The organism is Streptomyces sp. NBC_00775, from assembly GCF_036347135.1.
In the GTDB taxonomy this organism is placed as follows: Bacteria; Actinomycetota; Actinomycetes; order Streptomycetales; family Streptomycetaceae; genus Streptomyces; species Streptomyces lutosisoli.
The window spans coordinates 2,226,456-2,253,047 of the sequence record NZ_CP108938.1 but is presented as its reverse complement, the minus strand read 5'-3'; the positions used below and the strand labels follow the sequence as shown (position 1 = coordinate 2,253,047).

At 71.3% G+C, this 26,592-nt stretch carries 19 protein-coding genes; 10 read left to right on the top strand and 9 right to left on the bottom strand.

Features of this window, described 5'->3' with window-relative positions:
* Positions 1-3 precede the first annotated feature (3 nt).
* From OIC96_RS10160 to OIC96_RS10145, 4 genes are all read left to right on the top strand, one after another.
* Positions 4-948: an ABC transporter permease gene (locus OIC96_RS10160; RefSeq protein ID WP_330308179.1), complete on the top strand. Its 945-nt coding sequence runs from the start codon at positions 4-6 to the stop codon at positions 946-948.
* Positions 945-1,811, top strand: a complete 867-nt coding sequence (locus OIC96_RS10155; RefSeq protein WP_330308180.1) for an ABC transporter permease — start codon at positions 945-947, stop codon at positions 1,809-1,811. The genes OIC96_RS10160 and OIC96_RS10155 overlap by 4 nt, the downstream gene beginning before the upstream one ends.
* Positions 1,808-2,581 (top strand): SDR family NAD(P)-dependent oxidoreductase, encoded by a 774-nt coding sequence (locus OIC96_RS10150; protein ID WP_330308181.1) that lies wholly within the window; start codon positions 1,808-1,810, stop codon positions 2,579-2,581. Before OIC96_RS10155 ends, OIC96_RS10150 begins: the two co-directional genes overlap by 4 nt.
* Positions 2,582-2,666: 85 nt before the next feature.
* Positions 2,667-4,601 carry a right-handed parallel beta-helix repeat-containing protein gene (locus tag OIC96_RS10145; RefSeq protein ID WP_330308182.1) on the top strand — a complete coding sequence of 645 codons (1,935 nt, stop codon included), beginning with the start codon at positions 2,667-2,669 and terminating at the stop codon, positions 4,599-4,601.
* A gap of 58 nt (positions 4,602-4,659) precedes the next feature.
* Here OIC96_RS10145 and OIC96_RS10140 read toward each other — a convergent pair whose 3' ends face one another.
* The 4 genes from OIC96_RS10140 to OIC96_RS10125 form a co-directional block, all read right to left on the bottom strand.
* Entirely contained in the window at positions 4,660-6,393 is a 1,734-nt protein-coding gene (locus OIC96_RS10140; RefSeq protein WP_330308183.1) for a carboxylesterase/lipase family protein, read from the bottom strand.
* 294 nt (positions 6,394-6,687) lie between these two features.
* Positions 6,688-7,689 (bottom strand): ABC transporter substrate-binding protein, encoded by a 1,002-nt coding sequence (locus OIC96_RS10135; RefSeq protein WP_330308184.1) that lies wholly within the window; start codon positions 7,687-7,689, stop codon positions 6,688-6,690.
* A 68-nt stretch (positions 7,690-7,757) separates the two neighbouring features.
* Entirely contained in the window at positions 7,758-8,819 is a 1,062-nt protein-coding gene (locus OIC96_RS10130; RefSeq protein ID WP_330308185.1) for an ABC transporter permease, read from the bottom strand.
* Complete coding sequence (locus OIC96_RS10125) at positions 8,816-9,661, bottom strand: ATP-binding cassette domain-containing protein (protein ID WP_443058307.1); 846 nt, start codon at positions 9,659-9,661, stop codon at positions 8,816-8,818. Before OIC96_RS10125 ends, OIC96_RS10130 begins: the two co-directional genes overlap by 4 nt.
* Positions 9,662-9,868: 207 nt before the next feature.
* Between OIC96_RS10125 and OIC96_RS10120 the strand changes: the two genes are divergently transcribed.
* The 3 genes from OIC96_RS10120 (at position 9,869) to OIC96_RS10110 (ending at position 14,259) form a co-directional block, all read left to right on the top strand.
* A complete protein-coding gene (locus OIC96_RS10120; protein ID WP_330308187.1) occupies positions 9,869-10,867 on the top strand; it encodes a LacI family DNA-binding transcriptional regulator in 999 nt (332 codons plus the stop codon).
* Between the two features lie 319 nt (positions 10,868-11,186).
* Positions 11,187-12,296 carry a ribosome small subunit-dependent GTPase A gene (gene rsgA, locus OIC96_RS10115; protein ID WP_330308188.1) on the top strand — a complete coding sequence of 370 codons (1,110 nt, stop codon included), beginning with the start codon at positions 11,187-11,189 and terminating at the stop codon, positions 12,294-12,296.
* A gap of 457 nt (positions 12,297-12,753) precedes the next feature.
* A complete protein-coding gene (locus tag OIC96_RS10110; protein ID WP_330308189.1) occupies positions 12,754-14,259 on the top strand; it encodes a DNA-3-methyladenine glycosylase 2 family protein in 1,506 nt (501 codons plus the stop codon).
* On the opposite strand, the gene OIC96_RS10105 is transcribed toward OIC96_RS10110, so the two are convergent.
* Both OIC96_RS10105 and OIC96_RS10100 read right to left on the bottom strand, forming a co-directional pair.
* A complete protein-coding gene (locus OIC96_RS10105) occupies positions 14,256-14,996 on the bottom strand; it encodes a peptidase E (RefSeq protein ID WP_330308190.1) in 741 nt (246 codons plus the stop codon). The two genes, OIC96_RS10110 and OIC96_RS10105, sit on opposite strands and share 4 nt — an antisense overlap.
* Positions 14,997-15,108: 112 nt before the next feature.
* Positions 15,109-15,477, bottom strand: coding sequence for a PPOX class F420-dependent oxidoreductase (locus tag OIC96_RS10100; RefSeq protein WP_330308191.1), 369 nt, complete (start codon positions 15,475-15,477; stop codon positions 15,109-15,111).
* A 140-nt stretch (positions 15,478-15,617) separates the two neighbouring features.
* Here OIC96_RS10100 and OIC96_RS10095 point away from each other — a divergent pair, with 140 nt between their 5' ends.
* Positions 15,618-16,868, top strand: coding sequence for an SGNH/GDSL hydrolase family protein (locus tag OIC96_RS10095; RefSeq protein ID WP_330308192.1), 1,251 nt, complete (start codon positions 15,618-15,620; stop codon positions 16,866-16,868).
* Here OIC96_RS10095 and OIC96_RS10090 read toward each other — a convergent pair.
* The 3 genes from OIC96_RS10090 to OIC96_RS10080 form a co-directional block, all read right to left on the bottom strand.
* Positions 16,865-19,165 (bottom strand): glycosyl hydrolase family 95 catalytic domain-containing protein, encoded by a 2,301-nt coding sequence (locus tag OIC96_RS10090; protein ID WP_330308193.1) that lies wholly within the window; start codon positions 19,163-19,165, stop codon positions 16,865-16,867. The two genes, OIC96_RS10095 and OIC96_RS10090, sit on opposite strands and share 4 nt — an antisense overlap.
* Before the next feature lie 171 nt (positions 19,166-19,336).
* The gene (locus OIC96_RS10085) at positions 19,337-19,819 is read right to left on the bottom strand and encodes a DUF456 domain-containing protein (protein ID WP_330308194.1); all 483 of its coding nucleotides are present in this window, start codon (positions 19,817-19,819) and stop codon (positions 19,337-19,339) included.
* Between the two features lie 36 nt (positions 19,820-19,855).
* Positions 19,856-20,836, bottom strand: a complete 981-nt coding sequence (locus tag OIC96_RS10080; protein ID WP_330308195.1) for a helix-turn-helix transcriptional regulator — start codon at positions 20,834-20,836, stop codon at positions 19,856-19,858.
* A 258-nt stretch (positions 20,837-21,094) separates the two neighbouring features.
* Between OIC96_RS10080 and OIC96_RS10075 the strand changes: the two genes are divergently transcribed.
* Together OIC96_RS10075 and OIC96_RS10070 are read left to right on the top strand one after the other, a co-directional pair.
* A complete protein-coding gene (locus OIC96_RS10075; protein ID WP_330308196.1) occupies positions 21,095-24,778 on the top strand; it encodes a S8 family peptidase in 3,684 nt (1,227 codons plus the stop codon).
* 194 nt (positions 24,779-24,972) lie between these two features.
* Positions 24,973-26,556, top strand: a complete 1,584-nt coding sequence (locus tag OIC96_RS10070) for a PP2C family serine/threonine-protein phosphatase (protein WP_330308197.1) — start codon at positions 24,973-24,975, stop codon at positions 26,554-26,556.
* The last annotated feature ends 36 nt before the right edge of the window (positions 26,557-26,592 follow it).

Sequence of the window (26,592 nt, the reverse complement as noted above, 5' to 3'; positions counted from 1 at the left end):
GTCATGCTCCGCTACGCGACTCGGCGGGTGCCGTCCGCCCTGCTGGTGCTGCTCGTGGCGTCAGTGCTGGTGTTCGGTGTCCTCCGGCTCGCACCGGGGGACCCGGCCGTCGTCCTCGCGGGCCCGGACGCGTCCCCCGCCACGGTCGCCGAGGTCCGGGCCTCGCTCGGCCTCGACGCGTCACTGCCCGTCCAGTACGGGACCTGGCTCACCGGCGTCCTCACCGGCGACCTCGGCACCTCCTTCATCCTGGGCGCGCCGATCGCCCAACTGATCGGCCAGGGCCTCGGCAACACTCTCGAACTCACCGCCGCCGCCCTGCTGTTGGCGCTGATCGGCGGAGGCGCGGCGGGCATCGTCCTCGGCACGGCCCGCCGCGCGCGCCTGCTGACCGCCGCGGTGAACCTGGCGCTCGCCGTCCCGCCGTACGTCACCGGCGTCCTGCTCGTCCTCGTCTTCGCCGTCACCTTCCGGGTGCTGCCCGCCTCCGGACACGAGTCGCTGCTCGCCGACCCGGTGATCGGCGTGCAGTATCTGCTGCTGCCCGCCCTCTGCCTGGCGCTGCCCACCGGCGCGGTCCTCGCCCGCTTCCTCGCGGCCTCCCTGCGCAGATCCCGGCAGGAGGACTTCGTCCGCACCGGCCGCGCCAAGGGCGTCTCCGAGCGATGGCTGCTGGCCCGCCATGTGCTGCCGGGCGCGCTGCCACCGGTCGTCACCGTCCTCGGCATCCAGATCGGACAGCTGCTCGGCGGAGCCATCGTGGTGGAGGCCGTCTACGCCTGGCCGGGGGTGGGGCAGCTGCTGCTCCAGGCGGTCCTGAGCCGCGACTATCTGCTCGTCCAGGACCTGCTGCTGTTCGCGGTCGCCGTGTTCGTGGTGCTCCAGACCCTCACGGATCTGGTGCAGGCCGGGCTCGATCCCCGGGTGCGGATCGGGGGCTCCGTATGACCGCCGTTCCGGCTGTACGGGTACGGGGACGCGTATGGACACGGGTCCGGCGTGCCGCCGGCTCCCGCGCGCTCAGTGCGCCCGGCGCCCGCTGGGGTCTCGCCCTGGTCGTCCTGCTGGTCCTGCTCGGGGCGGCCGCCCCCCTGCTCACCGGGCACTCCCCGCTCACCCAGGGCCCCGACGCGCTGGCCGCGCCGAGCGGTGAACACCCGCTCGGCACCGACGAGTTCGGCCGCGATCTGCTCAGCCGCACGCTGTACGGGATCCGGCTCGACCTGCTCGTCGCCTTCACCGCGGTCCCGCTCGGCGCGGTCGCGGGCATCGGCCTGGGGCTCCTGTGCGCCCTGCACCCGTCGCTCGACGTCGTTCTGCAACGTGCCTTCGACGTCATGCTGGCCTTCACCGCCCTGGTCCTCGGCGTCACCCTCGCCGCGATCCTCGGCCCGGGCACGGCCGCCGTCTTCTGGACCGTCACCGGTGTCAACATCCCCCTCTTCGGCCGGATCACCCGCGACGCCGTCCGCGTCGAGAGGGACCGCGAGTACGTCCTGGCGGCCGTGGCCCTCGGCGCCCGGCGCCTGCGGATTCTGCTCGGTGACATCCTGCCCAACATCCTCGACGCTCTCGTCGTCCAGGCCGCGCTCTCCCTCTCCACGGCCGTCTTCGTCGAGGGCGCGATGAGCTTCGTGGGCATCGGCGTCACCCCTCCCACCCCCTCGCTCGGCGCGTTGCTGCGCACCAGCGTCTCCTTCCTCGCCGACAATCCCGCCTACGCACTCGGACCGATCACCGTCGTCGTGGGCCTCGTCATCGGCTTCAACCTCCTCGCCGACGGACTGAACAAGGGATTGCTCAAACGATGACCACAGACGCCGACACGGCCACCGGCGCCACCGCCGGCATGTCCCATGGATCCACCGCTGTCGTCACCGGCGCCGCCCGGGGCATCGGGCACGCCATCGCCGTCGAGCTCGCCGCCCGTGGGCACGAGGTCGTCGCCGTCGACATCCTGGAGACCGTACGGAAGACGGCGACCGAGCGGATCCGCCCTGTCGTCGTCGACCTCACCGACCCGGACGCCCCCGGCCGCGTACTCGACGGAGTCGCACCCGGCATCCTGGTCAACTGCGCCTTCGCCGAGGAGCGTTCACCCCTTCTCGACGCCACGGAGTTCGGCTGGGCGCTCACCTTCGATGTCAGCCTGCACGCGGCCGTCCGGCTCTCGCGGGCCTTCGCCGACCGCCTCATCACCGAGGAACGGCCGGGGTCGATCGTCAACATCGCCTCCGTCCATGCCCGGTTCGCGGCGACCGGCTTCGGCGCGTACTCCGCCGCCAAGGCCGGACTCGTCGCCTTCACCCGTACCGCCGCGCTCGAATGGGGCCCGCACGGAATCCGCGTCAACGCGGTCGCGCCGGGGCTCGTCATGGTCGAGCGCAATGCCCAACTGGCCGACGACCCCGAGGAGTTCGCTGCCCGGGTCCGGCCCTATCCACTGCGCCGGGCCGGTCTGCCGCACGAGGTGGCCCGGGCCGTCGCGTTTCTCGCCGGGGACGACGCCTCGTTCGTCACCGGTGCCGTTCTGCCCGTCGACGGCGGTCTGTCCGCCCGTATCCCGGAGGCCACCCTCTGATGTTCCGCACCCGATGTAGCCGTCCCCGTCTCCGCAGCGCTTCCGTACGCGTCCCCGTCCCCGCCGTCTCCCACGGAGTCCCTCCATGCGATCGCGCAGCACCGCCCTGCTCATAGGCCTGGCGGCCCTCGCCGCCGGCCTTGTCGCCACCCCCGCCGAGGCCGCCTCGACGACGTACTACGTCGACTGCTCGGCCGCCGCGGGCGGCACCGGCAGCTCCTCCTCCCCGTTCAACTCCCTGACCTCGGTCAACGCCCTCACCCTCACCGCCGGCGACCAGGTACTCCTCCAGCGCGGCACCGCCTGCTCCGGGCAGCTCGCCCCGAAGGCCACCGGGACCGCCGCCGCGCCGGTCGTCATCGGCGCCTACGGCAGCGGAGACCGGCCCGCGATCAACGCCGACGGCGCCACCAACGCCGTACTCCTCGACAACACCCCCTACACCACCGTCCAGGACCTGGAGTTGACCGCCGACGGCGACAACACGGCGTATCGGCGCGGGGTTTATGTGTACGCCGCCGACGCGGGCGTCGTCAGCGGCATCACGCTGCGGCGGCTCGACATCCACGACGTACGCGGTGTGCTGCCCACGACCGTGAGCGGCAACTACCACGGCACCGGCAAGTACGCGAACGCCACCGGCGGCATCGTCATCGAAGCCCAGGGCACCACCACACCCACGGCCTTCGCGAACACGAGCATCCTCGACAACGAGATCCACTCCGTGGACCGCGAGGGCATCTACACCTGGTCCAACTGGTGCAAGCGGACCCAGCTCGCCGCCTTCTGGCAGGACTCCCTGTGCTTCGCCGACTGGAAGGCCTCGACCGGGCTGGTCGTCCGCGGCAACGACCTGCGCGACATCGGCGGCGACGGCATCGTCGCCAAGGGCCAGGACGGCGCCCTCGTCGAGCACAACCAGGTCACTGGCTTCAACGAGCGCGCGGGCAGCGTCAACATCGGCATCTGGACCGCCAACAGCGACAACGGCCTCTTCCAGTACAACGAGGTGTCGGGGGGCAACACCACCAGCGACGGCCAGTCGTACGACGTCGACCACTCCACCAAGGGCACGGTCTTCCAGTACAACCTCTCCCACGACAACGACGGCGGCTTCTTCCTCCTCTGCCCGTACGACACACCGGTCGCGGACTTCGTCATCCGGGACAACATCTCCATCAACGACCGCACCCGTACGTTCCAGGTCTGCTCGGGCCAGATCGACAACGGCCAGATCTACAACAACACCATCAGTGTGGGCAGCGGACTGAGCCCGGTGTTCCTCACCGAGTCCACCTCCGCGGCCCTCGATCTGGCCTTCACCGACAACCTCGTGCGCAAGACCGGCAGCGGTTCCGTCAGCTGGAACTTCTCCGACTCCCACGTCACCTTCGACCACAACGCCTTCTACGGCGTGACCGCACCGACCGGCGCCACCAACACGGTGACCACCGCCCCGGGCCTCGTCGCCCCCGGCACCCGCGACCCCCACGGCTACCGCCTGATCACGGGGTACGGCACGCTCGGCACCGGCGCGGTCGTCTCCGGCAACGGGGGACTGGACTACTACGGCAACACGGTCTCGGCCACGGCCGCCCCGAACATCGGCGCGTACAACGGCGCCGGTACGACCACTCCCGTCCTGACAGACCTCTTCGACACCCTCTCGTCCAGCTGGACGGTGACCGGCACCGCGTCCGCCACCGCCGACCCGTCGGGCGACCTCGGCAACTCCGCGAAGATCACGGGGACTTCGGCCCTCACCCGGGCGGTCGGCGGCACCACCACGCGCCGTGTCTCCGCCCTCGTGCGCTCCGACTCCGCGTCGGCGCCCGTGGTCGTCGAGGTCCTCGACTCCGCGGGCACGGTGGTGGCCACCGCCGCGCAGTCCGACACCACGGCCGGTGAATGGCACCGCGTGGAGCTGTCCGCGCCGTCGACGGCCACGACGGTGCGGGTGCGGGCGACGTCGAGTGGGGCGTCGTACGTGGACGACGTGATCGTGCAGCCCGTCGGCTGACGCGCCGAAGGTCCCGGCCGCTGGGAGGAGGGCCGGGACCTTCGCCGTCGTCCGCCGGTCAGTACTCCGTCGTCTGCGACCGCAGATAGTCCTTCAGGAAGGTGTACTTGGCGTCGGTGTCCGCTGCCTGGAGGGGCGCGAAGTTGTCGCCGAGCTCCATCGACAGCGGCTTCGCCGTGCGCAGCGCGGGCCAGCCGGGCAGGGACGGGCGGCCGCCGTGGCTGTTGGGGTTGCCGGTGGCCGCGAAGTTCGCCACGTACGACGAGGTGGTGTCGGCGATCGCGTAGTCCTTCTCGGTCCACGGCCGGTCAGTGCCGTAGAGGTTGCCGAAGAGGTAGTACTTCTCCGCACCGTGATACGCGCCCGCGCCGTTCGCGGGCTCGATCGGATTGGTGGTGTCCGAGCCCGGGGGAACGTGCGTCCACCAGTAGTTGTAGACCGGGCTCCGGTTGCCGGCGGTCTCCTTGAACTGCGTGCCCCACAGGAACGTGGAGACGCGTTCCTCGTCCCGCGCGTAGTTGTTGTACTGCTGTGCCGCCTCCGCGTCGGTGGCGGCCGGATAGAGCGCGAGGAAGTCCGCCGCCCGGTCGCCGAACGTGGACGCGGCGTACGCCTGGAACTGGGCGACCGTCATGGCGAGGGTCGGCGAGGCGCCGTTCTCGTCCTTGTTGTTGCCGGTGAGGACCGGCACGTCGTACTCGGATCCGGAAACCATCGCGGCCGTGTACGTCGTCGGCAGTACGTAACCGTCGAGGACGTTCCCGAAGGTGGTGCCGGCGGCCGGGGCGCCGGACGCGTAGACCTTCGAGACGATCTCGTCCGCGGTCAGCGCCCGCAGGCCGGCGGTCGAGGAGGCGCCCATGTACGCGGCGAACGCGGTGCCGTTCGCCTCGGCAGTGGCCAACGGCGCGTATCCGCCCGCCACATGGCCGAGCGCCGGGTCCTTGGTGTACTGGACCCCGGCCGCGAGGAGCGCCCGGTGATACAGACCCCGGGCGAGCCGCGAGATCATGAGGATGTTGACGAACGACGAGCCGTGCGACCAGCCGCCGATCGTCACCCGGTCCGGGTCACCGCCGAACGCGGCGATGTTCCGCTTGATCCACTTCAGCACCGCCACGGTGTCCTGCACACCCCAGTTGCCGGAGCCGCCGTGTCCGGACTCCGCGCTCAGCCCCGGGTGGGCGAGGTTGCCGAAGGCGCCGACGCGGTGGTTGTAGGTGACGACAACCGTGCCCTTGGCCGCCAGGTTGGCGCCGTCGTAGACCGGTTGCGAGGCCCACATGGCGCTGTTGCGCCCGCCGTAGATCCAGACGAAGACCGGACGGCGCTCGCGCGAAGAGGCCGCGCCCGTCCAGATGTTGAGGTTCAGGCAGTCCTCGCTCAGCACGGGCACCTTGTCGGCGGCTATGCCCGTGACGGGCTGAGGGCAGGCGGCGCCCCAGGTGTCCGCCTTGCGGACGCCCTTCCAGGACGGGGCCGGCTGCGGCGGACGCCAGCGATTGCCGCCGGCGGTGGTGGCGGCGTAGGGGATGCCCTTGTAGACGGTGACGCCGTCGAGGGCGGCCGGGGCGCCGGTCACCAGACCGGACTCCGTACGCACCGGCCGGTCGGCGTCGCGCTCGGAACTCCTTGAACTGTCAGAGCTGTTGGAGGCGGCCGACGCGGGGCCGGTCTCCAGGCCGCCGAGCAGCGCGGCACCGGCCGCGGCACCGGCGGTGCGGCCGAGGAAACCGCGGCGGCCGCACTCGGTCGCGGCGGGGGTGGGGGGTTGGACGTCTCGCAAGCTCACAGAGTCTCCCGATCGGCAGAGGGGATGAACGATTCGCGTGCACGGCGCTGTGCGCGGGCCCGCCTGCGAATGAGTCGCCTCATGCTGTGCCGGGTCTCAGGGGTCGACAAGAATCACGGCAGCGACTCACAGTGTTCAACCGGGGAACTTAGGTTGCGTGCCGTACGGGTTGACAGTTCAGATGGTGAAGGCGCCGGGGGCTTCAGGGCGCTGACGTACACCGGGTGGACCCGCCCGACGAGCGGAAGAGCGGGGTCCACCCGGTCGCAGTGTGCCGGTCAGGCTGTGTGCCGGTCAGCAGCCCGACTTGTAGAAGTACTTGCTGACCGCCGGTTGGTTCATGTTGGCCTTGGTGATGGCGACCATGTTGGTGCCGACCGACTTGCTGACGGTCTTGCCCTCGAAGGCGGCGGCGAGTTGGTCGACGGCCTCCTTGCCGATCGCCGCGGGATCCTGGGCGACCAGGACCTGGAGGGTGCCCGCCTTGAGCGCGGCGATCTCGTCGGGCTCGGCGTCGAAGGCGGCGACCTTCACGGCGCCCTGCTTGCCGGCCTGCTTGAGGCCGGTGGCGATGCCCTGGCCGGTGTTGGTGTTGCCCGCGAAGACGCCCCCCAGGTCGGGGTGGGCCGCCAGCGTCGACTGGATCTGGGAGGCGGCGGTGGCCGGCAGGTCGTTGTCGTAGAGGGTGGGCAGCAGCTTGATCTTCGGGTACTTGGCCATCTCCTCGGTGAAGCCCTTGATCCGGGCGTCGGTGGTGGAGACGCCGGGCTTGACGCTGATCACGATGGCCGAGCCCTTCTCGTTCATCAGCTTGGCCAGCGCGTCGGCGGCCACCCGTCCGCCCTTCTCGTTGTCGGACGAGATGCGGGTGATGCCGATCGACGAGTCGGTGACCGTGGTGTCCACCAGGGCGACCTTGGTCCCGGACGACTGGATCTGCTTGAGCGACGGGGTGAGCGCGGCGGTGTCGACCGGCGAGATCATCAGCCCGTCGGGCCGGGCCGCCGCGACGGAGTCGAGGAGGGGACGCTGCACCGACACGTCCCACTGCGCGGAACCGTCGGCGGTGAAGTCCATGCCCTTGGCCTTGGCCTCGGTCTGCGCGGCGCAGGTCATGGTGATGTAGAAGGGATCGCTCTTCACACCGGTGATCAGCCTGACCTTCTTGCCGGCGGCACCGCCGGCCGACCCCGAACTTCCGCTGTCGTTCGACGAACTGCATGCGGCGGCGCCGGTGAGGGCCAGTACAGCACCTGCGGCGACCAGGACCCTGCGCTTGCTGCGAATGCTCGGCATAACGGTGTTCTCCTTAGCGTGGGCTTGCTGTTTCGGCACACGTGGGGTGTTGAGAAGGGCAGGGGTGGTCATGCGCGCTCTCGGGTCCTCCTGCGCATCTGGTCGATGTACACGGCCGCGACCAGCACGACGCCCACCGCCACGTCCTGCCAGTACTGCTGGACGCCGATGACGATCAGTCCGGTGGTGAGCACGGCGGGGATGAACACGCCGATCACGGTGCCCACCACCGATCCGCGCCCGCCGAACAGGCTGGTACCGCCGAGGACCACCGCGGTGATCACCTTCAGGTTGTCGGTGGAGTGCCCGGCGATGGATGTCGTGCCGTAGGAGGCCAGCCACATCACCGCGCCCAGTCCGGCCAGCAGGCCCATCAGCCCGTACACCTTGATCAGGTGCCGGCCCACCGGGATGCCCGCGCGGCGTACGGCGGTCGGGTTGGAGCCGATGGCCAGGGTGTAGTTGCCGAACCTCGTACCGCCGAGGAGCGCGCCGAACAGGGCGGTGACCACCGCGGCGAGGATCACCATCCACGGGATGCCGAGCACTTTGCCGAAGCCGAGGCTGTTCTGCAGGTGGGCGGCGGACGCACCAGCCGGATCCTGGCCGCCGGTGGCGAGTTCGGCCAGCCCCAGCGCCGCGCCCAGACCGCCGAGCGTCACGATCAGCGGGGGCACCTTCCCGGTCGCCACCACCGCTCCCTGCAACGCGCCCCACGCGGTGCCGACGGCAAGAGCGATCAGGACACAGACCGCGACCGTGCCCCAGCCGGCGGTGGGCCCGCCGTGGTGGACGTTGTATTCGCCCGCGGCCACCGCGGCCAGGACCAGGACCGAGCCGATCGACAGGTCGATGCCCGCGGTGATGATCACGTACGTCATGCCGACACCGAGAACCACGTAGATGGCCGCGTTGACGGCGATCTGCGTGAGGTTGTACGTGGTGAAGAACTTGCCGGGAGCGGCGATGGTGAAGAACGCGACCAGCGCCACGAGGATCAGGAAAGTCCACAGTTCACTGATCGAGGCCGCCCGGCGCAGCCAAGGGGGTACGGCGATCTTTCCGTTGGCGGATCGGTGCGGATCCCGCGCCGGCGCGGCCGACTGGATGTCCTGGCTGTCGGCGGTCATCGCCCGTCCTCCGATTCCGTAGGCTCCGTCGATTCCGTCGATTCCGTCGATTCCGTCGCACCGGCTGGGCCTGCCGGGCCGGCAGGGCTGGCAGGGCCGAGGGCTCCGTTCGTCGGCGCGGTGCCGTCCAGTGATCCGGTCATGGCCCCGACGAGTTCCTCGATCGTGGTGTCGGCCGCGGTGAACGAGGCGACCCGTCGGCCCAGCCGCAGCACCTCGACCCGGTCCGCCACCGACAGCACCTCGGGCATGTTGTGGCTGATCAGCACCACGCAGATGCCCTGGTCGGCGACCCTCCGCACGGTCTCCAGGACGCGGGCGCGCTGCACGACACCCAGAGCGGCGGTCGGCTCGTCCATGAAGATGACCTTGTTGGCGAACGCGACCGCGCGCGCCACGGCCACGGACTGACGCTGACCTCCCGACAACGTTGTCACAGCTGCCGTCACGTCCTTGAGTTCGACGCTGAGTTCGGCGAACGCCTTGACCGCCCGCCGTCGCATCGCGGGTCGGTCGAGGACGCCCAGACGGCCGAGGAGGCCACCGCGGACAAGTTCCCTGCCGAGGTACAGATTGGCCGCCGCGTCCAGATCGGGCGCCAGTGAAAGATCCTGGTAGACGGTCTCAACGCCGTGGCGCTGCGCCTCCATTGGCCCGCTGAACCGGACCGGCGCCCCGTCCAGGCGGACTTCGCCGTCGTCAGGGGTGATCACGCCCGAAAGGACGTTCACCAAAGTCGACTTGCCGGCGCCGTTGTCGCCGATCAGCGCTACGACCTCTCCGGGGTACGCCGTGAAATCGGCGCCCTGGAGCGCCTGGACATGGCCGAAACGCTTGACCACGCCGTGTGCCGTGAGAAGTGGTTCCCTTGCAGAGGCCATGTGGTGCCTTCGGGTTGGTATCGTTAACAGCTCGTCGATTCTGGGAGGCCCGTGGGTGGGCGTCAAGGGTCGGGTACGAACGGGAAGTTGTGCGGACACCTTCGGTGCGTCACTCCCGGTCGCACCGGCTGAGATCTGGGAGGACGCGGCGTGGCCACGCGGCCCAGGATGAAAGACGTAGCCGCGGAAGCGGGCGTCAGCGTGATGACGGTGTCCCGGGTCGTCAACGGCGATGCGGGTGTGGCGCCTCCGACCGCCGCGCGAGTCGAGGCCGCGGTCCGCAAGCTGGGCTACCAGCGCGACGACGTGGCCCGACAACTGCGCCGCACCGATCAGTTGAGCCAGACCATCGGGCTGATGGTCGACAACGTCGCCGACCCCTTCATGGCCGCCGTCGCGTCGGCCGCCGAGGACGTCGCCCGCCAGCGCGGCAGCATGGTGCTCATCGGCTCCAGCCGTGCCGACGTCCGCCGGGAACAGGAGGTCATCGAGACCTTCACCGCTCGCCGCGTCGACGGACTGATCCTCATCCCGGCCGCGGGCAGCCACCGCTTCCTGCGCTCGGCCCAGGCGCAGGGAACCAAGATCGTGTGCGTGGACAGGGCGGCACCCGGCCTGGACGCGGACGCCGTGGTGGTGGACAACTTCGGCGCGGTGAAGGAGGCCGTCCACCACCTGATCGCGCACGGCCACCGCCGCATCGCCTACGTCGGAGACAAGCCGGAGATCTGGACCTTCGGCGAACGCCACCGGGGCTATCGGGCAGCGCTGGAGGCCGAGGGCATCGACGCCGACCCGGCGATCGTCCGGCACGGACTGAGGTCGGGCCCGGAAGCCGCGCAGGCCGTCACCGAGATCCTCTCCTCGCCCGAGCCCCCCACGGCGGTACTGGCCGGCAACGAAGTCCTCGCGTTCGGGGTGCTGGCCGTCCTGCCCCCCGACATCGCGTTTCTCAGCTTCGACGACTTCGCCCTGGCCGCGCAGCTGACTCCGCCGGTCACCGTCATCGCCCAGGACCCGGTCGCGCTCGCGACGAGCGCCGCTCATCTCCTGTTCGCCCGCATCCACGGGGACACGTCCCCGCCCCGCACCGTCGTCATGCCCACCGAACTGATCCCGCGAGGGTCGGGAGAGATCCCGGGGCCCCACGCGCCGTACGGGCGTTGAAGTCGATGGGGAAGCAGGGCGGGGCGACTTGAGGGAGGCCCGCGACAAGAGGTGGGGGGAGCACGGTAATTGGGGAGCACGGTAATTCGGTGGCACCCCGGTCCGGATGTCTTTATCTTGGGTGTCGTTCGCACGGCGGCGATGGCCGCCGCTGTCTGCCGAGTGAGGAAAGGGAGGTGTGACGGTGATGACTGTCTCTGTGATGGGCGCTGCCCGCATTCCGAAGTTCATCAAGTCCACCTCCGTGGCCGCCGGCTGACCTTCCTCTTCCTACGCGCCGAAGCGCGCGTGCCGGGGCCGCCCTTGTGAAGGGTCTCCCTTGACTTCCAGCTCTGCCTCTTCTGCCCTTTCCGTCTCTTCCGCGCTCACTCCCTATGGCTGGGACGACGCATGGGCGGACGAGTTCGCCCCGTACGCCTCCGAAGGGCTGATCGCCGGCCGCGTGATCCGGGTCGACCGCGGTCAGTGCGACGTGGTCACCGCCGACGGGGTCGTGCGTGCGGACACCGCGTTCGTGACGCCGCACGATCCATTGCGGGTCGTGTGCACCGGTGACTGGGTCGCCGTCGAACCCGCGGGCAACCCGCGCTATGTACGTACGTATCTGCCGCGCCGTACCGCCTTCGTGCGCTCCACCTCCTCCAAGCGGTCCGAGGGGCAGATCCTCGCCGCCAACGTCGACTACGCGGTCGTGGCGGTGTCGCTCGCCGTGGAGCTCGACCTCGGCCGTATCGAACGCTTCCTCGCCCTGGCCTGGGAGTCCGGTGCGCAGCCGGTGGTCGTGCTCAGCAAGGCCGACCTCGTGCCGGACGCGGTGACGCTCGGGTATCTCGTCGAGGACGTCGAGACGACGGCGCCGGGTGTGGCGGTGCTGCCGGTCAGCTCCACGACCGGGGAGGGCCTTGATGTCCTTGAGGCCGTCCTCGCCGGGGGTACGTCCGTGCTCCTCGGTCAGTCCGGGGCCGGCAAGTCCACCCTCGCCAACGCGCTGCTCGGTGAGGACGTCATGGATGTGCAGGCCACGCGCGACATGGACGGCAAGGGGCGGCACACCACGACCACCCGCAACCTCCTCGCCCTGCCGGGCGGCGGTGTCCTCATCGACACGCCGGGGCTGCGCGGTGTCGGTCTCTGGGATGCCGAGACCGGGGTCGGGCAGGTCTTCGCCGAGATCGAGGAGCTTGCCGCCGATTGCCGCTTCCACGACTGCGCGCATGTCGCGGAGCCCGGCTGTGCGGTGATCGGCGCCCTCGAGTCCGGTGTGCTTCCGGAACGCCGTCTGGAGAGTTACCGCAAGCTGCTGCGGGAGAACCAGCGGATCGTTGCCAAGACCGATGCGCGAGTGCGGGCCGAGATCCGACGGGACTGGAAGCGGAAGGGGGCGGAGGGGCGGGCCGCGATGGAGGCCAAGCGGGGTCGTTGGCACTAGGCCTGGGCAGGGGCTTTCTGGGGGCTGCGCCCCGAGCCCCGGCTTGTTCTTTGGCTGCGGGTGGGTGGGGGTTGCTCGCGCAGTTCCCCGCGCCCCTGAGGGCTCGGGGCTGCGCCCCGCGACCCCCGGCTTGTTCGTCGGCTGCGGGTGCGTGGGGGCTGGTCGCGCAGTTCCCCGCGCCCCCAGACCCTCGGCTTGTTCTTTGGCTGTGGGTGGGTGGGGGCTGGTCGCGCAGTTCCCCGCGCCCCCAGACCCTCGGCTTGTTCTTTGGCTGCGGGTGGGTGGGGGTTGCTCGCGCAGTTCCCCGCGCCCCTGAAAGTGTCCGGCCCGCCCCGGGTTTTTAGGGGCGCGGGGAACTGCGCGACCAGCCCCCACCCACCCGCGGGCAAATAGACAAGCTCAGCCCACCCTCACCCCCACCCCAACCCTCACCCACCCGCAGCCAGAGAACAACGCCATGTCCGATTTCCGCCAGCCCAGCCGCAGGCGACCCCGCACACTGGATGGTGTGATCGTCGAAGACACCAGATACGAGGCCGTGCGAAGCCGGGACGCCCGGTTCGACGGGGAGTTCTTCTTCGCCGTCGAGACGACGGGGATCTACTGCAGGCCGAGCTGCCCCGCGGTGACGCCGAAGCGGCAGAACGTCCGGTTCTACGCGACGGCCGCCGCGGCGCAGAGCTCGGGCTTCCGGGCCTGCCGCAGATGCCGCCCGGACGCCGCGCCGGGCTCCGCGGAGTGGAACGTACGGGCCGATGTGGTGGGCCGGGCGATGCGTCTGATCGGTGACGGCGTCGTCGACCGCGAGGGTGTCGGAGGTCTCGCCGGGCGCCTCGGGTACAGCGCCCGCCAGGTGCAGCGGCAGCTCACCGCGGAGGTCGGCGCGGGCCCCGTGGCGCTGGCCCGCGCCCAGCGTGCTCACACGGCTCGGGTACTGCTCCAGACCACCGGCCTCCCGATCACGCAGATCGCGTTCGCGGCCGGGTTCGCCAGCGTGCGGCAGTTCAACGACACGATCCGCGCGGTGTACGCGTCGACACCGAGCGAGCTGCGCGCCGCCGCCCCGCGCACCGGCGCAGGTGCCCGGCGCGCGGCCACTCCCACCGCCGGGATCCCGCTTCGGCTCGCCTATCGGGGGCCGTATCAGACCACCGCCGTCTTCGACCTTCTCGCGGGCGAGGCGATCGCCGGGGTCGAGGACGTCGGCGGCACCCGCGGGCGCCGTACGTACCGGCGCACACTCCGGCTCCCGTACGGCACGGGAATCGTGGCGGTGGACGAGCGCCCGGGCGGCGGCACGGGCCGGCCCGCAGCCGGGCGCGCGCCCGTCGGAGCCGGCGCCGCGCACCCCGGCGGCTGGCTCGACGCCCGGCTGCATCTCACCGATCTCCGGGACCTGACCACCGCCGTGCAGCGGTTGCGCCGGCTGTTCGATCTCGACGCCGATCCGTATGCCGTCGACGACCGGCTGGGGGCCGATCCGCGGCTGGGGCCGCTGGTCGTGGCGCGTCCGGGGCTGCGTTCGCCTGGCGCCGCCGATCCGGACGAGCTGGCGGTGCGTGCGCTGGTGGGGCAGGCGGAGGCCGAGCGGCTGGTGGCGCGGTACGGGAAGGCGCTGGACGCCCCGTGCGGCACGCTCACCCATGTGTTCCCGGAAGCGGCCGTGCTCGCGGAGGCGGAGCCGGACGGCACCCTCGGTGCGCTGACCGCCGCCCTCGCCGACGGCACCCTGCGGCTCGACGCGGGCGCCGACCGCGACGACGCCCAGGAGGCGCTGCTCGCGCTGCCCGGCATGGACGCGGGCACCGCCGCGGTCATCCGTACCCGAGCGCTCGGCGACCCCGATGTGGCACCGCCCGGCGAGGACGTTCCGGACACCTGGCGCCCCTGGCGTTCCTACGCGGTACAACACCTCAGGGCGGCAGGTGAGTTGGAGGGGAGCGGCTCGAACTGGTCCCGCTAGTCCCGCGGTGACGGCAACACGCGCGGCTCGATGCGCTCCTCGACCGCCGAGTCCCCCTCGCGCCTGACCACATACGCGCCCTTGCCCGGTATCTCGGTGACCGCCTCGACGAGTTGGGTGCCCCGGTACACCAGCCCCACCCCGTCGTCCGTGCAGTGGGTGACGGGCAACGTGCCGTCGGCGACGAGCCGGTGGACCAGGGGGCGGCGGCCCTGGTCGCTGTCGTAGTGGACGCCGTTGCCGTACGGCAGATATCCGAGCCCGTTGGTGAGCGGGCGCAGTTCGGGTCCGAAGGAGTCCGTGGTGCCGCCCTGGAACCAGCAGATCGACCCGGCGCTCACCCCGCTGAGCACGACCCCGGCCTCCCACGCACGCCGGAAGACCGCGTCGAGTCCGTGGACACGCCATACGGCGAGCAGGTTCGCCGCCGAGCCGCCCATGACCCAGACGACGTCCTGTTCGAGTACCGAGCCCTCGATGTCCTTGAGGTTCGGCATCGGGAAGAGATGGAGGGGAGTGAGATCGAAACCGGCCACGCGGGCCGCCTCGCTCATCCGGGTGGTGAAGTGTTCGGCGTCGCCGATCGCCGTGCCGACGTACAGGACGCGGGGGCGGCGCCCCTGGACGTCGGCCAGGTCCACGGCGTGGTGGACGAGCGCGTCGAAGGTCACCCGGGTCCGGTCTCCGAGGCGGTGACCACCCGAAGTGGCCAGGATGGTGGGTTCCGTGGCGGTCATGGTCGGTGACCCTACCAAGCAGTCCACGACTCCTGATCTTCGCCACTTGCACGGTCGCCGTCCACGGTTTCTGATCTTCGCCACCTTCAACGGCCGTCGTTCACAAGGCCGTTCAGTCCTCCAGCCCCCAACTGTGGATCCGCTTCGGGTGGATGCGGATCAGCTCCTCGCTGAAGTGCGGACCCAACTCGTGTGGTCCCGTGAGGAGTTCGGCCTCACCCCGGATGTCGATACCCCGTACCTTCCACGGCCGGACGCTGACGATGTCGTCGACGACGAGGGCGACCTTCGGGTTCTTCAGCAGGTTGCGCCACTTCTTCGTGGCGCCCATCGAGTAGCCGCCGATCAGGATCGTCCCGTCCTCCTGCGGGAAGAAGCCGACCGGGTTCGCCTGCGGCTGTCCCTGGGGGTCGACGGTGGCCAGCCGTCCCAGCCGCTGCGACTTCAGGTACGCACGCTCGGCCTCGCTGAATTCGGTCATGACAGCAGCCAAACACTCCCGGGCCCGCACCGCATCGGGTCCTGGTCCTAGGTCCAGGGGAGGAGTGGGGTGCCGTACGGGTGCGTCCAATGGTGTGACAGTGCGTTGCGGGGGCCGGCGGGCAGGGAAGCCATGCCTCCATGACCCGCGCGATCAAGGTCCGGCACGTTCTCGCCACCCTGGTGACCACAGTGATGCTCACCCAGCCGACCGCGATCGCCGACGCGGAGTCCGCGCCCGTGGGCCGTACCGCCACGGCGCAGACCTGGACCGGCACGTGGGAGGCCGCCGCCTCCGGCACCACCCCCGCGCTGCCCGGCGCCTCGATCCGCAATGTCGTGCACACCAGCGTCGGCGGCCGCGCCGCACGCGTCCGCATCTCCAACCGGCTCGGCACGAGACCGCTCCAACTCGGGGCCGTCACCCTCGCATTGCAGCAGCCGGGCGCGCCGGGGAGCCCGAGGGCCGTCGCGGGCTCGATGCGTACCGTCACGTTCGCCGGCGCCGGGTCGGTGACGATTCCCGCCGGCAGAGACCTGGTCAGCGATTCCGTCGCCGTCCCTGTCCCCGCCGGCTCCAACCTCCTGATCTCGCTGCACACCCCCGCCGACTCGGGCCCGGCGACCTACCACCGCTCCGCTCTCCAGGCCAACTTCCTTGCCCGCAAGGGAGATCGGACCACCCAGGAGAGCGGCACCGCGTACACCGCGACGCTCGGCAAGTGGTACTACGTGACCGGCGTCGACGTACTCGGCTCACCTGCCGTGGGCAGCGTGGTCGCGCTCGGCGACTCCCTCACCGACGGCACCGGCTCGACGTTCGGCGCCAACCACCGCTGGCCCGACCGGCTCGCCGACCGCCTCCGCGGCCTCCCGCCGTACCGCAGACTCGGCGTCCTCAACGCGGGAATCGCCGGAAACCGCGTCCTGCTCGAAGGCCGCGGCCCCAGCGCCCTGTCCCGCCTCGACGCCGATGTCCTCTCCCGCACCGGCGTACGCGCGGTGATCGTGATGGAGGGCATCAACGACATCAAGGGCACGCCGGAGCAGACGGACCCGGGCACGTTGGAGGACGCGTACCGCGGCATCGTGCGCCACGCCCACGCCCGCGGTATCCGTGTCATCGGCGCCACGATCACTCCGTTCGGCGGCCACCGGGCGTATACGCGGGCCCGCGAGGCCGTACGGCAGGCCGTCAACGCCGTCATCCGCACACGCGGTCTCTTCGACGAGGTCGCGGACTTCGACGCCACCGTCCGCGACCCGTCCCACCCGAACCGCGTCCGCCCCGCCTACGACCCCGGCGACCACCTCCACTTCAACGACGCGGGCATGAAGGCGCTGGCCGGCACCATCGACCTGACGACCCTCGCCCCCAGGGAGACGCGCTAGGCGGGCAGTCCCCACCTGGGAGCAGGCTCGTTCGCCGGCACGGGCGCGACAGTGAGGTCCGGGCGGTCGCCCTTCGCCGTGATCAGCGCCGACTCGCCCTTCCGCAGGGCCACTTGGATCACCCCGCCGCCCGTCTCCTCGTACCGCAGCGGCCGTCCCCGCCCGTCCCGCACATCGACCGTTCCCGCGATGCCATGCCGTACGGCGCAGGGCGCGCCCGCCTCGCTGACCAGCCGGACCCAGCGGGTGACCCCGCCCTCGCGTACCGCGCTGAGCAGAAAGGCGCCCTGCGTACGGAAGTTGTGGACCGTCAGGTCCGCCCAGGCGGCGGGCAGCGCCGGGAAGACGCGGACGACGCCGCCCCACGACTGGCAGACCATGTCGTGCAGGGACTGGGCGGCCGAGAGCGGGGTCTCGATGACCGGGCCCGACTCCTTGTACATGGTGTTGGCCTGGATGAAGCGGGTCATCAGCTGACCGAGGTACTCCAGTGCGTCCTCGCCCTTGCCGAGCAGTGCGGACATCGACGCGGCGCCGGTGAACGTATAGCCCTGGAGTGCTCCCTCGAAGCCGACCCAGTGCGCCAACGACCTTTCGATCAGGTCCCGTTCGTCGGGGGTGCGGCCCGTCAGCTCGTACAGCGGGTACACCGCGAGCAGATGCGAGTAGTGGCGGTGCGACTTCGCGAAGGGAATGTCCGCGCCGATCATGAAGCCGTTGGCGTCGGTCGGATACGGCACCCGCTTGGCCAGTACCTCCCGCCAGCGCGGCGCCAACTCGTCGTCGATGCCGAGGAGTTCGGCCGACTCCAGCAGGGTCCGGCAGCCCCAGGTCAGCAGCATCAGGTCGTAGTTGCAGTCGCGGGTGTTGCCGCCGTACTCGGGGGAGAAGGTGGCCGGGAGATGCAGTCTGCCGTCCGTACCCGGCTCCAGGAAGTGCAGGTAGTAGGTGACCGCCTTGCGGAGGAGGGGGAAGAGGACGTCGCGGAGGATCGACTCGTCCATGGTGTGGCGGTAGCTGAGCCAGACGTTGTGCAGCGCCCAAGTGAGGTTGCCGACCTCGGGGGTTGGAGGGTCCTGGCCCGGGATTCCGACGCCGTAGCCGGTGAGGGTGCCCGCCGCGCCGTTGACGAGCTGCGGGTCCGTGGTCCGCGGGATGCCGAGCGAGTCGGCACGGTACCGGGACGACACCTCCATCGACAGATTGTCCCGGAACTCGCTCAACGCCCTGGTCACCGCGTCGAGTTCGAGATGGTTGGAGCCGTGGATCAGCCAGTACTCCAGCTGCACGTTGAGGTTCCACCATGTGTTGGGCCACGGTGTGGACTCCAGCCAGGGACCGCTGGTGGCCATCACGGGCGCGTCCCGGCGGGCGGCCGCCGCCGTCTTGTACAGCTGAATCCAGTAGAAGCGCTGGATGCGCGCGTCGGGGAGGGAGAGGAAGCTCCTGCGGAAGTAGGCGTGCCACCAGTCGCGATGAGTCCGCGCCAGCCGGTCGTACGGTGACGCCGATGCCTCGCGCACGGCGGCGAGCGCCCGGCCCAGCGCCGTGGACCGCGGGTACGAGTGCGCGACATGGACGTACAGCGTCCGTGCCGCGCCCCGTGTCCGCTCCCGCCACGCGGTCACGTGGTGTCCGCCCGACAGCAGGGGCTGTACGGCGGCGGAGACGCCGTCGTGCTCGGCGACCTCGGCGGGCGGGTTGCCCCGGTAGCCCTCCGGCAGCGGTTTGAAGGCGGCGCGTGGGCTGATCGCGTCCGCCGGATGGAACACCCACCGGAAGTCGCGCTCGCCTTCGCTCGGCGTCACCTCCACGGCGAGGACCGAGCGGGAGTTGTGCACCAGGGCGCGGAACGTGAGCGTGCCCCGGTCCGTGTTCAGTGTGCCGGTCAGCTCGGCGTCGCGCAGCCCGAGGCGCCAGTCCAGGCCGGTGATGACGCCCACCGGCTCCAGCGTGAAGTGGCCGATGGGCAGGCGCGCGAGCCCGAAGAGCGAGCCGAACTCGGGGCGGTGGTCCTGCACCTCGGAGTGCTGCACATTGAAGCGCACGGCGCTGGTCTCGGCGCCCGGCTCGGCGTAGATCCCCGAGCCGAGGAAGCCGTTGCCGAGGTACGGGCCCTCGTACCAGGTCGTCGGCATGCGCTGCCAGACCAGATCGGCGTCGTCGAGGACCGCCTTCCAGGGGTCCGTGTCGGGCTGCGCGCCCGCGGAGGCCTGCGCGGGTACGCCCGCGGCGAGCAGCGTCCCTCCCAGGGCCGTTCCGGTGGCGAGGACGGTACGTCTGGACGGGCTGGGCATGCGGGTGCCTCCAGGCGGCTCGGGCGAGGGCGATTCATCGGAGCTATCCCGCGATGCAACGTAGAGAAGGGGATTCGTATCGTCAATAAGGTGATAGAGATCCGATGTGTCGATCCGCTGGGAGCCAGTGCCTGGAAACGCTGGGGCTCGGCCTCCTGAAACGCCGGGGGCTCAGCCCCAGATCACCGCCCCCAGCCACGCCCCCATGATCAGCAGGCAGGCGAACAGCTCCGTCAGCACGCTCCACCCGCCCGCCCGCATCACCGTCCGCACCGCCGCCTTCGCCCGCCCGTGCCCGCCCAGGCGCGGCCGCTCGTAGAGATAGATCCCGGCGAGGAAGCCGGGTATCGCGCCGATCACCGGCAGCAGAAGGAAACCGAGCAGCGCCCCGGCCCCGGCGTACACCGCCATTCGGGGGGTGGCGCCGCTCTCTCGCAGTCGTCGGGGCGGGAGCCCCCAGCGGATCGCCTGGGCCAGCAGCAGGACGGCGGTCGCGCCCACCAGCACGCCCCAGGACAGGGCCTGCGGGTCGCTCAGCGCCCACCACAGGACCGCGGCCCAGACGAGCCACGACCCCGGCACGCCGGGCACCAGTACTCCGGCCAGGCCGAGCACGATCACCACGCCGACCAGCAGGAGTTCCCACACTCCCATCTGCCCAGGGTGACTGAGCGGGCGGGAAACCGCAGGTCAGTCCCGCGCCACCCAGGCCCGCTCGTACGCGTGCCAGCCCAGCTGCAACCGGGTCGTCACGCCCGTCAGCTCCATGAGCCGCTTCACCCGGCGCTGCACGGTCCTCAGGCCGAGGTCCAGCTGCTTGGCGACGCTGGCGTCGGTCAGCCCGGCGAGGAGAAGGGAGAGGATCTCCAGGTCGATGCCGTCCGGCCCGTCCGGTTCCTGCTCCGTCACACCCCGGCTGCCGAGCCGCAGCGGCAGTGCGTCGCGCCACACCGACTCGAACAGTCCGGACAGCAGTTCCAGCAGCCCGCTGGCGTGCACGACCAGCGCGGCGGGCTCCGCGGTGTGCGAGGTGAGCGGGACCATCGCGAGCGTCCGGTCGGCGATCACCAGCTTGGTCGGCACCTGGTCCACGACCCGCACCTGCTCGTCCCGGCCGAGCGCGGCGGACAGCTCGAGGATCCCGCCCGGCATGTCGAGGACGGCCCGCTCGACGACCACGCGGTAGCCGACGCCCCGCCCGGCCGCCTGTTCCTCCGCGACGTTGTCCGTCCCGGAGACGACCAGCGGGTTTCCGGTGACCAGCGCGCACACCTCGTCGCTCGCGCCGAGCTGGAGCTGGAGGAAGCGCTGCGCGACCGCCGCCGCGCCGATCACCACCTCGACCAGGTCGTGCACCGCGGGCTCGGCCGCCGCCGCCCGGTACTCCTCGGCGAGCAGCGCGGCCGCCAGCTCCGCCTTCTCCAGCTCGTGCCGCTGCTGGGTGAGCAGCGCGCCGAGGGCGACCCCGGGCGGCGCCGCGACCCAGCGCCCGGGCCGGGCCGACGACTGGGCGGCGAGACCGTGCCGCTCAAGGCGGCGCAGGGCGCGCTCCGTGTCGTACTCGCCGAGCGTGAGCCGCCGCGCGAGATCGGGCACGTCGGCGGCGCCCACGGACACCAGCGCCCGATACGCCGACTCGTGTGTCTCGTCCAGACCTATCGCTCCGAGCATGCGGCGACATCCCTCCCCAAGGATCCGTTCTGGCCGGTCGGTGGCGTCCGTGGCGGAAAACAGCCACGGCGCAAACCCGCCTCGGCACATCATCGCCGCACCCCCCGCCCCTCTGACAAGCTCACGCCACCGCAGCATCAACCACCGCCCGTAATGCCCTGCTTGGGCCTGCCTTGGCCTGCGCGGACACGGGTCGCATCGGCCCATGCGGACGCGGGCGGAACGATCTTGGGGAGTGGGATTTTGGGGAAAGCGACCGTGCGTACGGTGCTGGGCGCGGCGACCGCCGCCGTCCTGGCCGTCGCGACCGCCGTGCCCGCAGGGGCCGCGCACGACACGCGGGGGCCACTGACCGGCAGCGAGGCCACCGCCTCGGGTGCCGTCGTCACCCTCGTCACCGGTGACCGCGTCCTGGTGACGAGGGACGGGGCCACCGCCCTGCCCGGTGAGGACGGCACCACTCCCTTCACCCAGACCCGCCAGTCCGGCAAGGACCTGTACGTCTATCCCGAGGGCGCTGTCGCGGCCATCGCCGCCGGCCGCGTCGACGAGGAACTCTTCAACGTCACCGGCCTGGTCCGGCAGGGCTACGACGACGCGCACAGCACGACGCTGCCGCTCATCGCCACGTACGACACCTCGCTCGCCCGCAGCGCCCCGGTCACCCCGCGCGGCGCCGAACGCGGGCTCGTCCTCGACCCGATCGACGGCGTCGCGCTCAAGGCCGACAAGAAGAAGGCCGCCGAGTTCTGGGCCGACGTCACCAACCCCCGTACACGTGCGGCCGGTGACCTGAAGAAGCTGTGGCTCGACGAGAAGGTGCAGGCCACCCTCGACCGCTCGACCCGGCAGGTGCGCGCCCCCGAGGCCTGGGCCGCGGGCTACGACGGCAAGGGCACCAAGGTCGCCGTCCTGGACACCGGAGTCGACGCCGACCACCCCGACCTCAAGGGCCGGATCGCCGCGTCCAAGAACTTCACCGACTCCGCGGACACGAGCGACCACCAGGGCCACGGCACCCACACCACGTCCACCGTCGGCGGCACGGGCGCGGCGAGCGGTGGCAAGAAGAAGGGCGTCGCCCCGGGAGCCGACCTGCTCAACGGCAAGGTCCTCAACGACTACGGCTCCGGCGAGACTTCCTGGATCATCGCCGGCATGCAGTGGGCGGTCGACCAGGGCGCCGACGTCGTCTCGATGAGCCTCGGCAACCCGGCACGCACGGACTGCACCGACCCGATGGCCGTGGCCACCGAAGAGCTCGCGCGGTCCAGCGAGAACACTCTCTTCGTCATCGCGGCCGGGAACACCGGCCCGACCCTCAACTCCGTCTCCTCGCCCGGCTGCGCACCCGGCGTCCTCACCGTCGGCGCCGTCGACCGCGACGACTCCACGGCGTCCTTCTCCAGCCGTGGCCCGGCCTACGGCTCGCACACGCTGAAGCCGGAGATCTCCGCGCCGGGCGTGGGCATCTCGGCCGCCAACGCGGGCGGGCGCGGCGTCTACGCCTACCAGTCCATGAGCGGTACGTCGATGGCGACCCCGCACGTCGCGGGCGCCGCCGCGATCGTCAAGCAGCGCCACCCCGACTGGAATGCCCAGCAGATCAAGGCCGCCCTCGTCTCCTCGGCGGACTCCGCCGTCCCCGGTGACGTCCGCGAGACCGGCGGCGGACGTCTCGACGTGAAGGCCGCGATCGACGAGACCGTGCTCGGCGCGCCCGCCGTGCAGGGCGGCACCTTCAACTGGCCGCAGGACACCAGCGACCGTACGACCGTCGACGTGCCCTACACCAACACGGCCGACACACCAGTCGAGTTGAAGCTCTCACTCAGCGGTGTCACCGGCAACGACGGCTCCGCCGTGCGTTCGTCGATCGCCCGGCTCGCCGCGCGTTCGGTCACCGTCCCGGCGGGCGCCACCGTCGAGGTCCCGCTGAAGCTCGACCCGGACGCCTCGCTCGCCCGCGCCCAGTACGGCGACATCACCGGCCGCGTCCTGGCCACCGCCGACGGCGTCTCGGTCTCGACCCCCTTCTCCCTCTATGTCCAGCCGGAGACCGTCACCCTCCGCGTCAAGCTCGTCGACCGGCTCGGCCGGCCCGCGGCCGGTGCCTCCTCCGTCGACCTCATCGGCACGGACGACGCGAGCGGCGAGCGGCGCTTCAACGCGGGGGCGAGCGACCAGACGTACGAGATACGCCCCGGCAGTTACTTCCTCTCCAGCTTCATCGCCACCCCCGAGACGGAGGGCACGCTTCTCAACTCCCTCTCGTACCTGGCCCGTCCGCAGCTGGAGATCCGCAAGGACACGACCGTCGTCCTCGACGCCCGCGAGGCCCACAGGCTGAGCGTCAAGACCGACAAGGCCTCCGAAGTCCGGGGTGCCACCCTTGGGTTCGCCCGTTCCTGGGACGACACCTGGCTGCACGCGGGGACGGCGGCGGGCGGACGTGCCCTGCGCGGCTACTACGCCTTGGTCGACGGCCACGCGAGTGACGGCACCTTCGAGTTCGACAGTTTCTGGCGGGCGGCGGCTCCGCAGATCTCCGAACTCGCCGTCGTGGGCGGACAGTCGCTGCACCCCGTGACCGGATCCACCAGCTCCGCCAACCTCGACGGCACCGGACAGGCTCAACTCGTCGACGCCAAGTCGGGCACGGCGGCCGAACTCGCCGGAGCCCAGGGGAAGATCGCGCTCGTCAAGCTGCCCGACAGCGGCAGCGCGACGGCCGTCGCCGCGGCGGCGAAGGCGGCGGGCGCGCTCGCGGTCCTCGCCTACCGCGAGGCACCCGGCCGCTGGTACCCGTCCACCGGATTCACCGGTGGCCCGCTGCCGGTCCTCGCCATCCCGGCCGCGGAAGCGCAGGCGCTGCTCGCCGCCACCGAGGTGACCTTGCGCTGGAAGGCCACCGCCAAGAGCCCGTACCTCTACAACCTGGCCTTCCCGGAGACGGGCCAGATCCACGAGGACCGTACCTATCGGGTGCGCGACAAGGACCTGGCGGCCACGAGCGCCACCTACCGCGCGATGGGCACCGCCACCGACTACATCGACCTGCCCTCCGTCACCCGCCCGAGCGGACTCGCCGGCTACTTCGGTGACTTGGAGACCGTGCCCGCGCCCTTCGAGCGCACCGAGTACTACTCGGCGGGCACGACCGGCTGGGGCCACGAGGTCTCCAGCAGCTTCCCGTGGGGCGAGTTCATGATCGACCCGGTGCGGACGTACGAGAAGGGGGAGCGCCGGACCGAGGAGTGGTACGGGGGAGTCCTCGCGCCGACGACGCCGCTCGACTCCTCCGGTGCGCAGGCGCTCGCCGCAGAGCGGCAGGGCGATCTGATCGGCGTCGCGCCCGGGTTCTGGGGCGATGCCCAACACCAGGGCGTCCAGGGGAGTTTCGGGGACATCGGCAGCATGGTCCTGAAGCGCGGCGGCGAGACCATCGGCGAAAGCGGCTTCCCTTCCGGGGTGTTCACGGTCCCGGTCGACGACTCCTCGTACGAACTCACCCTCACCACGATGAAGATCGGCTCGCGGGTCTGGAAGCGCTCCCCGCAGACGGTCACCACCTGGTCCTTCCGCTCGCACCTCGACAAGGACGCGTACTCGCAGGGCATCCCGCTGCTCTTCCCGCGCTACGGGCTGCCGGAGGACGGGCTCAAGACCCTGCCGGCCGAGGACGGTCAGCTGATCACGCTGACCGCGACCGGACATGCCGGGTACACGCCCGGCGCGCTCACCTCGGTGCGGTTGTCGTACTCGTACGACGGTGGTGAGACCTGGACGCAGGCCGAGACCGCTCAGCGCGGCGGCCGGTGGACCGCGACCGTGAATCACAGCGGAGCCAAAGGGAAGCAGGTCACACTCAGGGCCGAACTGACCGACGCCAACGGCAACTCGGTCGTCCAGACCGTGACCAGGGCCTACGACGTGCGCTAGGTCCCGGTCACCCCGGCGCCGCCGGGCGGTTCTCCCGTGGGGGGTGGGACCGCCCGGCGGTCCGCTTTTCGGAACGGCCGCTCTCGTACCATCGTTCGACGCTTCACCCGACACGCCGTTCGAGAGCCAGTCCCCTGGCCGGTTTTTCCGGATGCCCCGTTTTCATCCGGCTCCTGAGGTGGACAATTAGGGGCATGAGCCAGCAGGGGGAGAAGCCCACCGGTCACGAGGACGACTGGTGGGGGCAGTTGTACGACGACTCCACCGAGGACACGGGGCCCGCGGCCGTGGCCGATTCCCTGGACGACCGCTTCGCGTCGGCCGCGGGGACGATGGGACTGGGGCAGCCCGATGTCCCGCCGCCGCCGGAACGGCCTCCCGCGGCGCCGGACTCGTCTCCAGGCCGGCCCGAACAGCCTCCCGCCGTACCGGAGCAGCGCGGTGGCCTCACCCGGCGGCTCGCCCCCTGGGAGCCCCCGCGCGACGGGCCACCGGCGCCCGCGACCTTCCCGCCCGGGCCGACACCGCCGGGCTTCCGCACACAGGAGCCCCGGAGCGGTCCGCCCCAAGAGCCGCTGAGCCGTACGTCCCCGCAGTCACCCGCCGCCGCCGTACCCGCGTCGAGGGCACCCTTCGACGCGCCTCCGGCACCCATGTCGCCACCCGCCGTGGCCCCGGGCGGCGACACCTTGCCCATCACCCCGTCCGACGCCCGGCCCCCGCGACCGGCCTCGGCCCCGCAGGACACCCCGCCCTCCGCCCCGGAGGCCGCTCCACCTCGCCGGCCCACTCTCTCCGTCGCGCACCAGCCGCCCGCCGTCGACCACGTCGGCTCGGGCCCGCCCACCTACGACGCCGAACCCACCGCGCTCCCGCCCGCCGACCCGGACGACCTCGACGACCTGGTCGCCGACACCGTGCTGGACGGCGCGCGCTACGGAACCAGCACCCTGCGCGCCGTGTCCGTGCGTGGGGACTCCGCGCGGTACCGGGGCGAGCCGCGCCGGGACTCGCTGCTCACCGCCCGGTTCGGGACCGGGGAGCAGGCACTGGTGCTCGTCGCGATGGCGACCGGCGCCCGGGCCACGCCGGGCGCGCACCGGGCGGCCGCCGAGGCGTGCCAGTGGATCGGGCGGGCCGTGGGCCGCAGCCACGCACGACTGGCCGAGGACATCCGGGCCGCCCGGCGCGGGGACCTGAAGTCGGGGCTGCACCGGCTCACCGACCGCAGCCTCGGCAAGCTGCGGGCGACCGCGGCCGAGCAGGGCATCGAACCCGAGGAGTACACCGCCAGCCTGCGCTGCCTGCTGCTCCCGGCCGATCCGGCGTGCCGTACGCGCGTCTTCTTCGGCGTCGGCACGGGCGGCCTGTTCCGGCTGCGGGACGGCGAGTGGCAGGACATCGAGCCCCGGGCCGCGGAGGCCACCGGAGAGGCCGTCGTCGGCTTCGGATCGCCGCCCCACGAGACGCCCGAGGGCGACCGGCTCACCATGGACCTGGGCATCACGACGCCGCCGAGCCCGTACGAACCGGCTCCCGAGCCGCCCCGCGACCCCTTCCGCTTCCGCGCCTCCGTCGCCCGCCCGGGTGACACGCTCCTGCTCTGCACCGGCGGTCTGGCGGACCCGCTGCGCGGCGAACCCGAACTGGCCGGGCATCTGACCACGCGGTGGTCGGCGGGGGAACCGCCCGGCCTCGCCGCGTTCCTCGCGGACACCCTCGTGCGGGTCAAGGGGTACGCGGACGATCGGACGGCCGCGGCCGTTTGGGAGGCGTAACCGCGCTCCCTGTGAATTCATGGATCCAAGGGACGG

Excerpts from the sequence above, each read along its gene's own strand:
- OIC96_RS10150 (WP_330308181.1), top strand. The coding sequence starts at position 1,808 with ATGACCACAGACGCCGACACGGCCACCGGCGCCACCGCCGGCATGTCC.
- OIC96_RS10160 (WP_330308179.1), top strand. The coding sequence starts at position 4 with ATGCTCCGCTACGCGACTCGGCGGGTGCCGTCCGCCCTGCTGGTGCTG.
- OIC96_RS10155 (WP_330308180.1), top strand. The coding sequence starts at position 945 with ATGACCGCCGTTCCGGCTGTACGGGTACGGGGACGCGTATGGACACGG.
- OIC96_RS10105 (WP_330308190.1), bottom strand. The coding sequence starts at position 14,996 with ATGACCGCCACGGAACCCACCATCCTGGCCACTTCGGGTGGTCACCGC.
- OIC96_RS10145 (WP_330308182.1), top strand. The coding sequence starts at position 2,667 with ATGCGATCGCGCAGCACCGCCCTGCTCATAGGCCTGGCGGCCCTCGCC.
- OIC96_RS10085 (WP_330308194.1), bottom strand. The coding sequence starts at position 19,819 with ATGGGAGTGTGGGAACTCCTGCTGGTCGGCGTGGTGATCGTGCTCGGC.
- OIC96_RS10130 (WP_330308185.1), bottom strand. The coding sequence starts at position 8,819 with ATGACCGCCGACAGCCAGGACATCCAGTCGGCCGCGCCGGCGCGGGAT.
- OIC96_RS10120 (WP_330308187.1), top strand. The coding sequence starts at position 9,869 with ATGAAAGACGTAGCCGCGGAAGCGGGCGTCAGCGTGATGACGGTGTCC.
- OIC96_RS10070 (WP_330308197.1), top strand. The coding sequence starts at position 24,973 with ATGAGCCAGCAGGGGGAGAAGCCCACCGGTCACGAGGACGACTGGTGG.
- OIC96_RS10095 (WP_330308192.1), top strand. The coding sequence starts at position 15,618 with ATGACCCGCGCGATCAAGGTCCGGCACGTTCTCGCCACCCTGGTGACC.
- OIC96_RS10100 (WP_330308191.1), bottom strand. The coding sequence starts at position 15,477 with ATGACCGAATTCAGCGAGGCCGAGCGTGCGTACCTGAAGTCGCAGCGG.
- OIC96_RS10110 (WP_330308189.1), top strand. The coding sequence starts at position 12,754 with ATGTCCGATTTCCGCCAGCCCAGCCGCAGGCGACCCCGCACACTGGAT.
- OIC96_RS10090 (WP_330308193.1), bottom strand. The coding sequence starts at position 19,165 with ATGCCCAGCCCGTCCAGACGTACCGTCCTCGCCACCGGAACGGCCCTG.
- OIC96_RS10135 (WP_330308184.1), bottom strand. The coding sequence starts at position 7,689 with ATGCCGAGCATTCGCAGCAAGCGCAGGGTCCTGGTCGCCGCAGGTGCT.
- OIC96_RS10080 (WP_330308195.1), bottom strand. The coding sequence starts at position 20,836 with ATGCTCGGAGCGATAGGTCTGGACGAGACACACGAGTCGGCGTATCGG.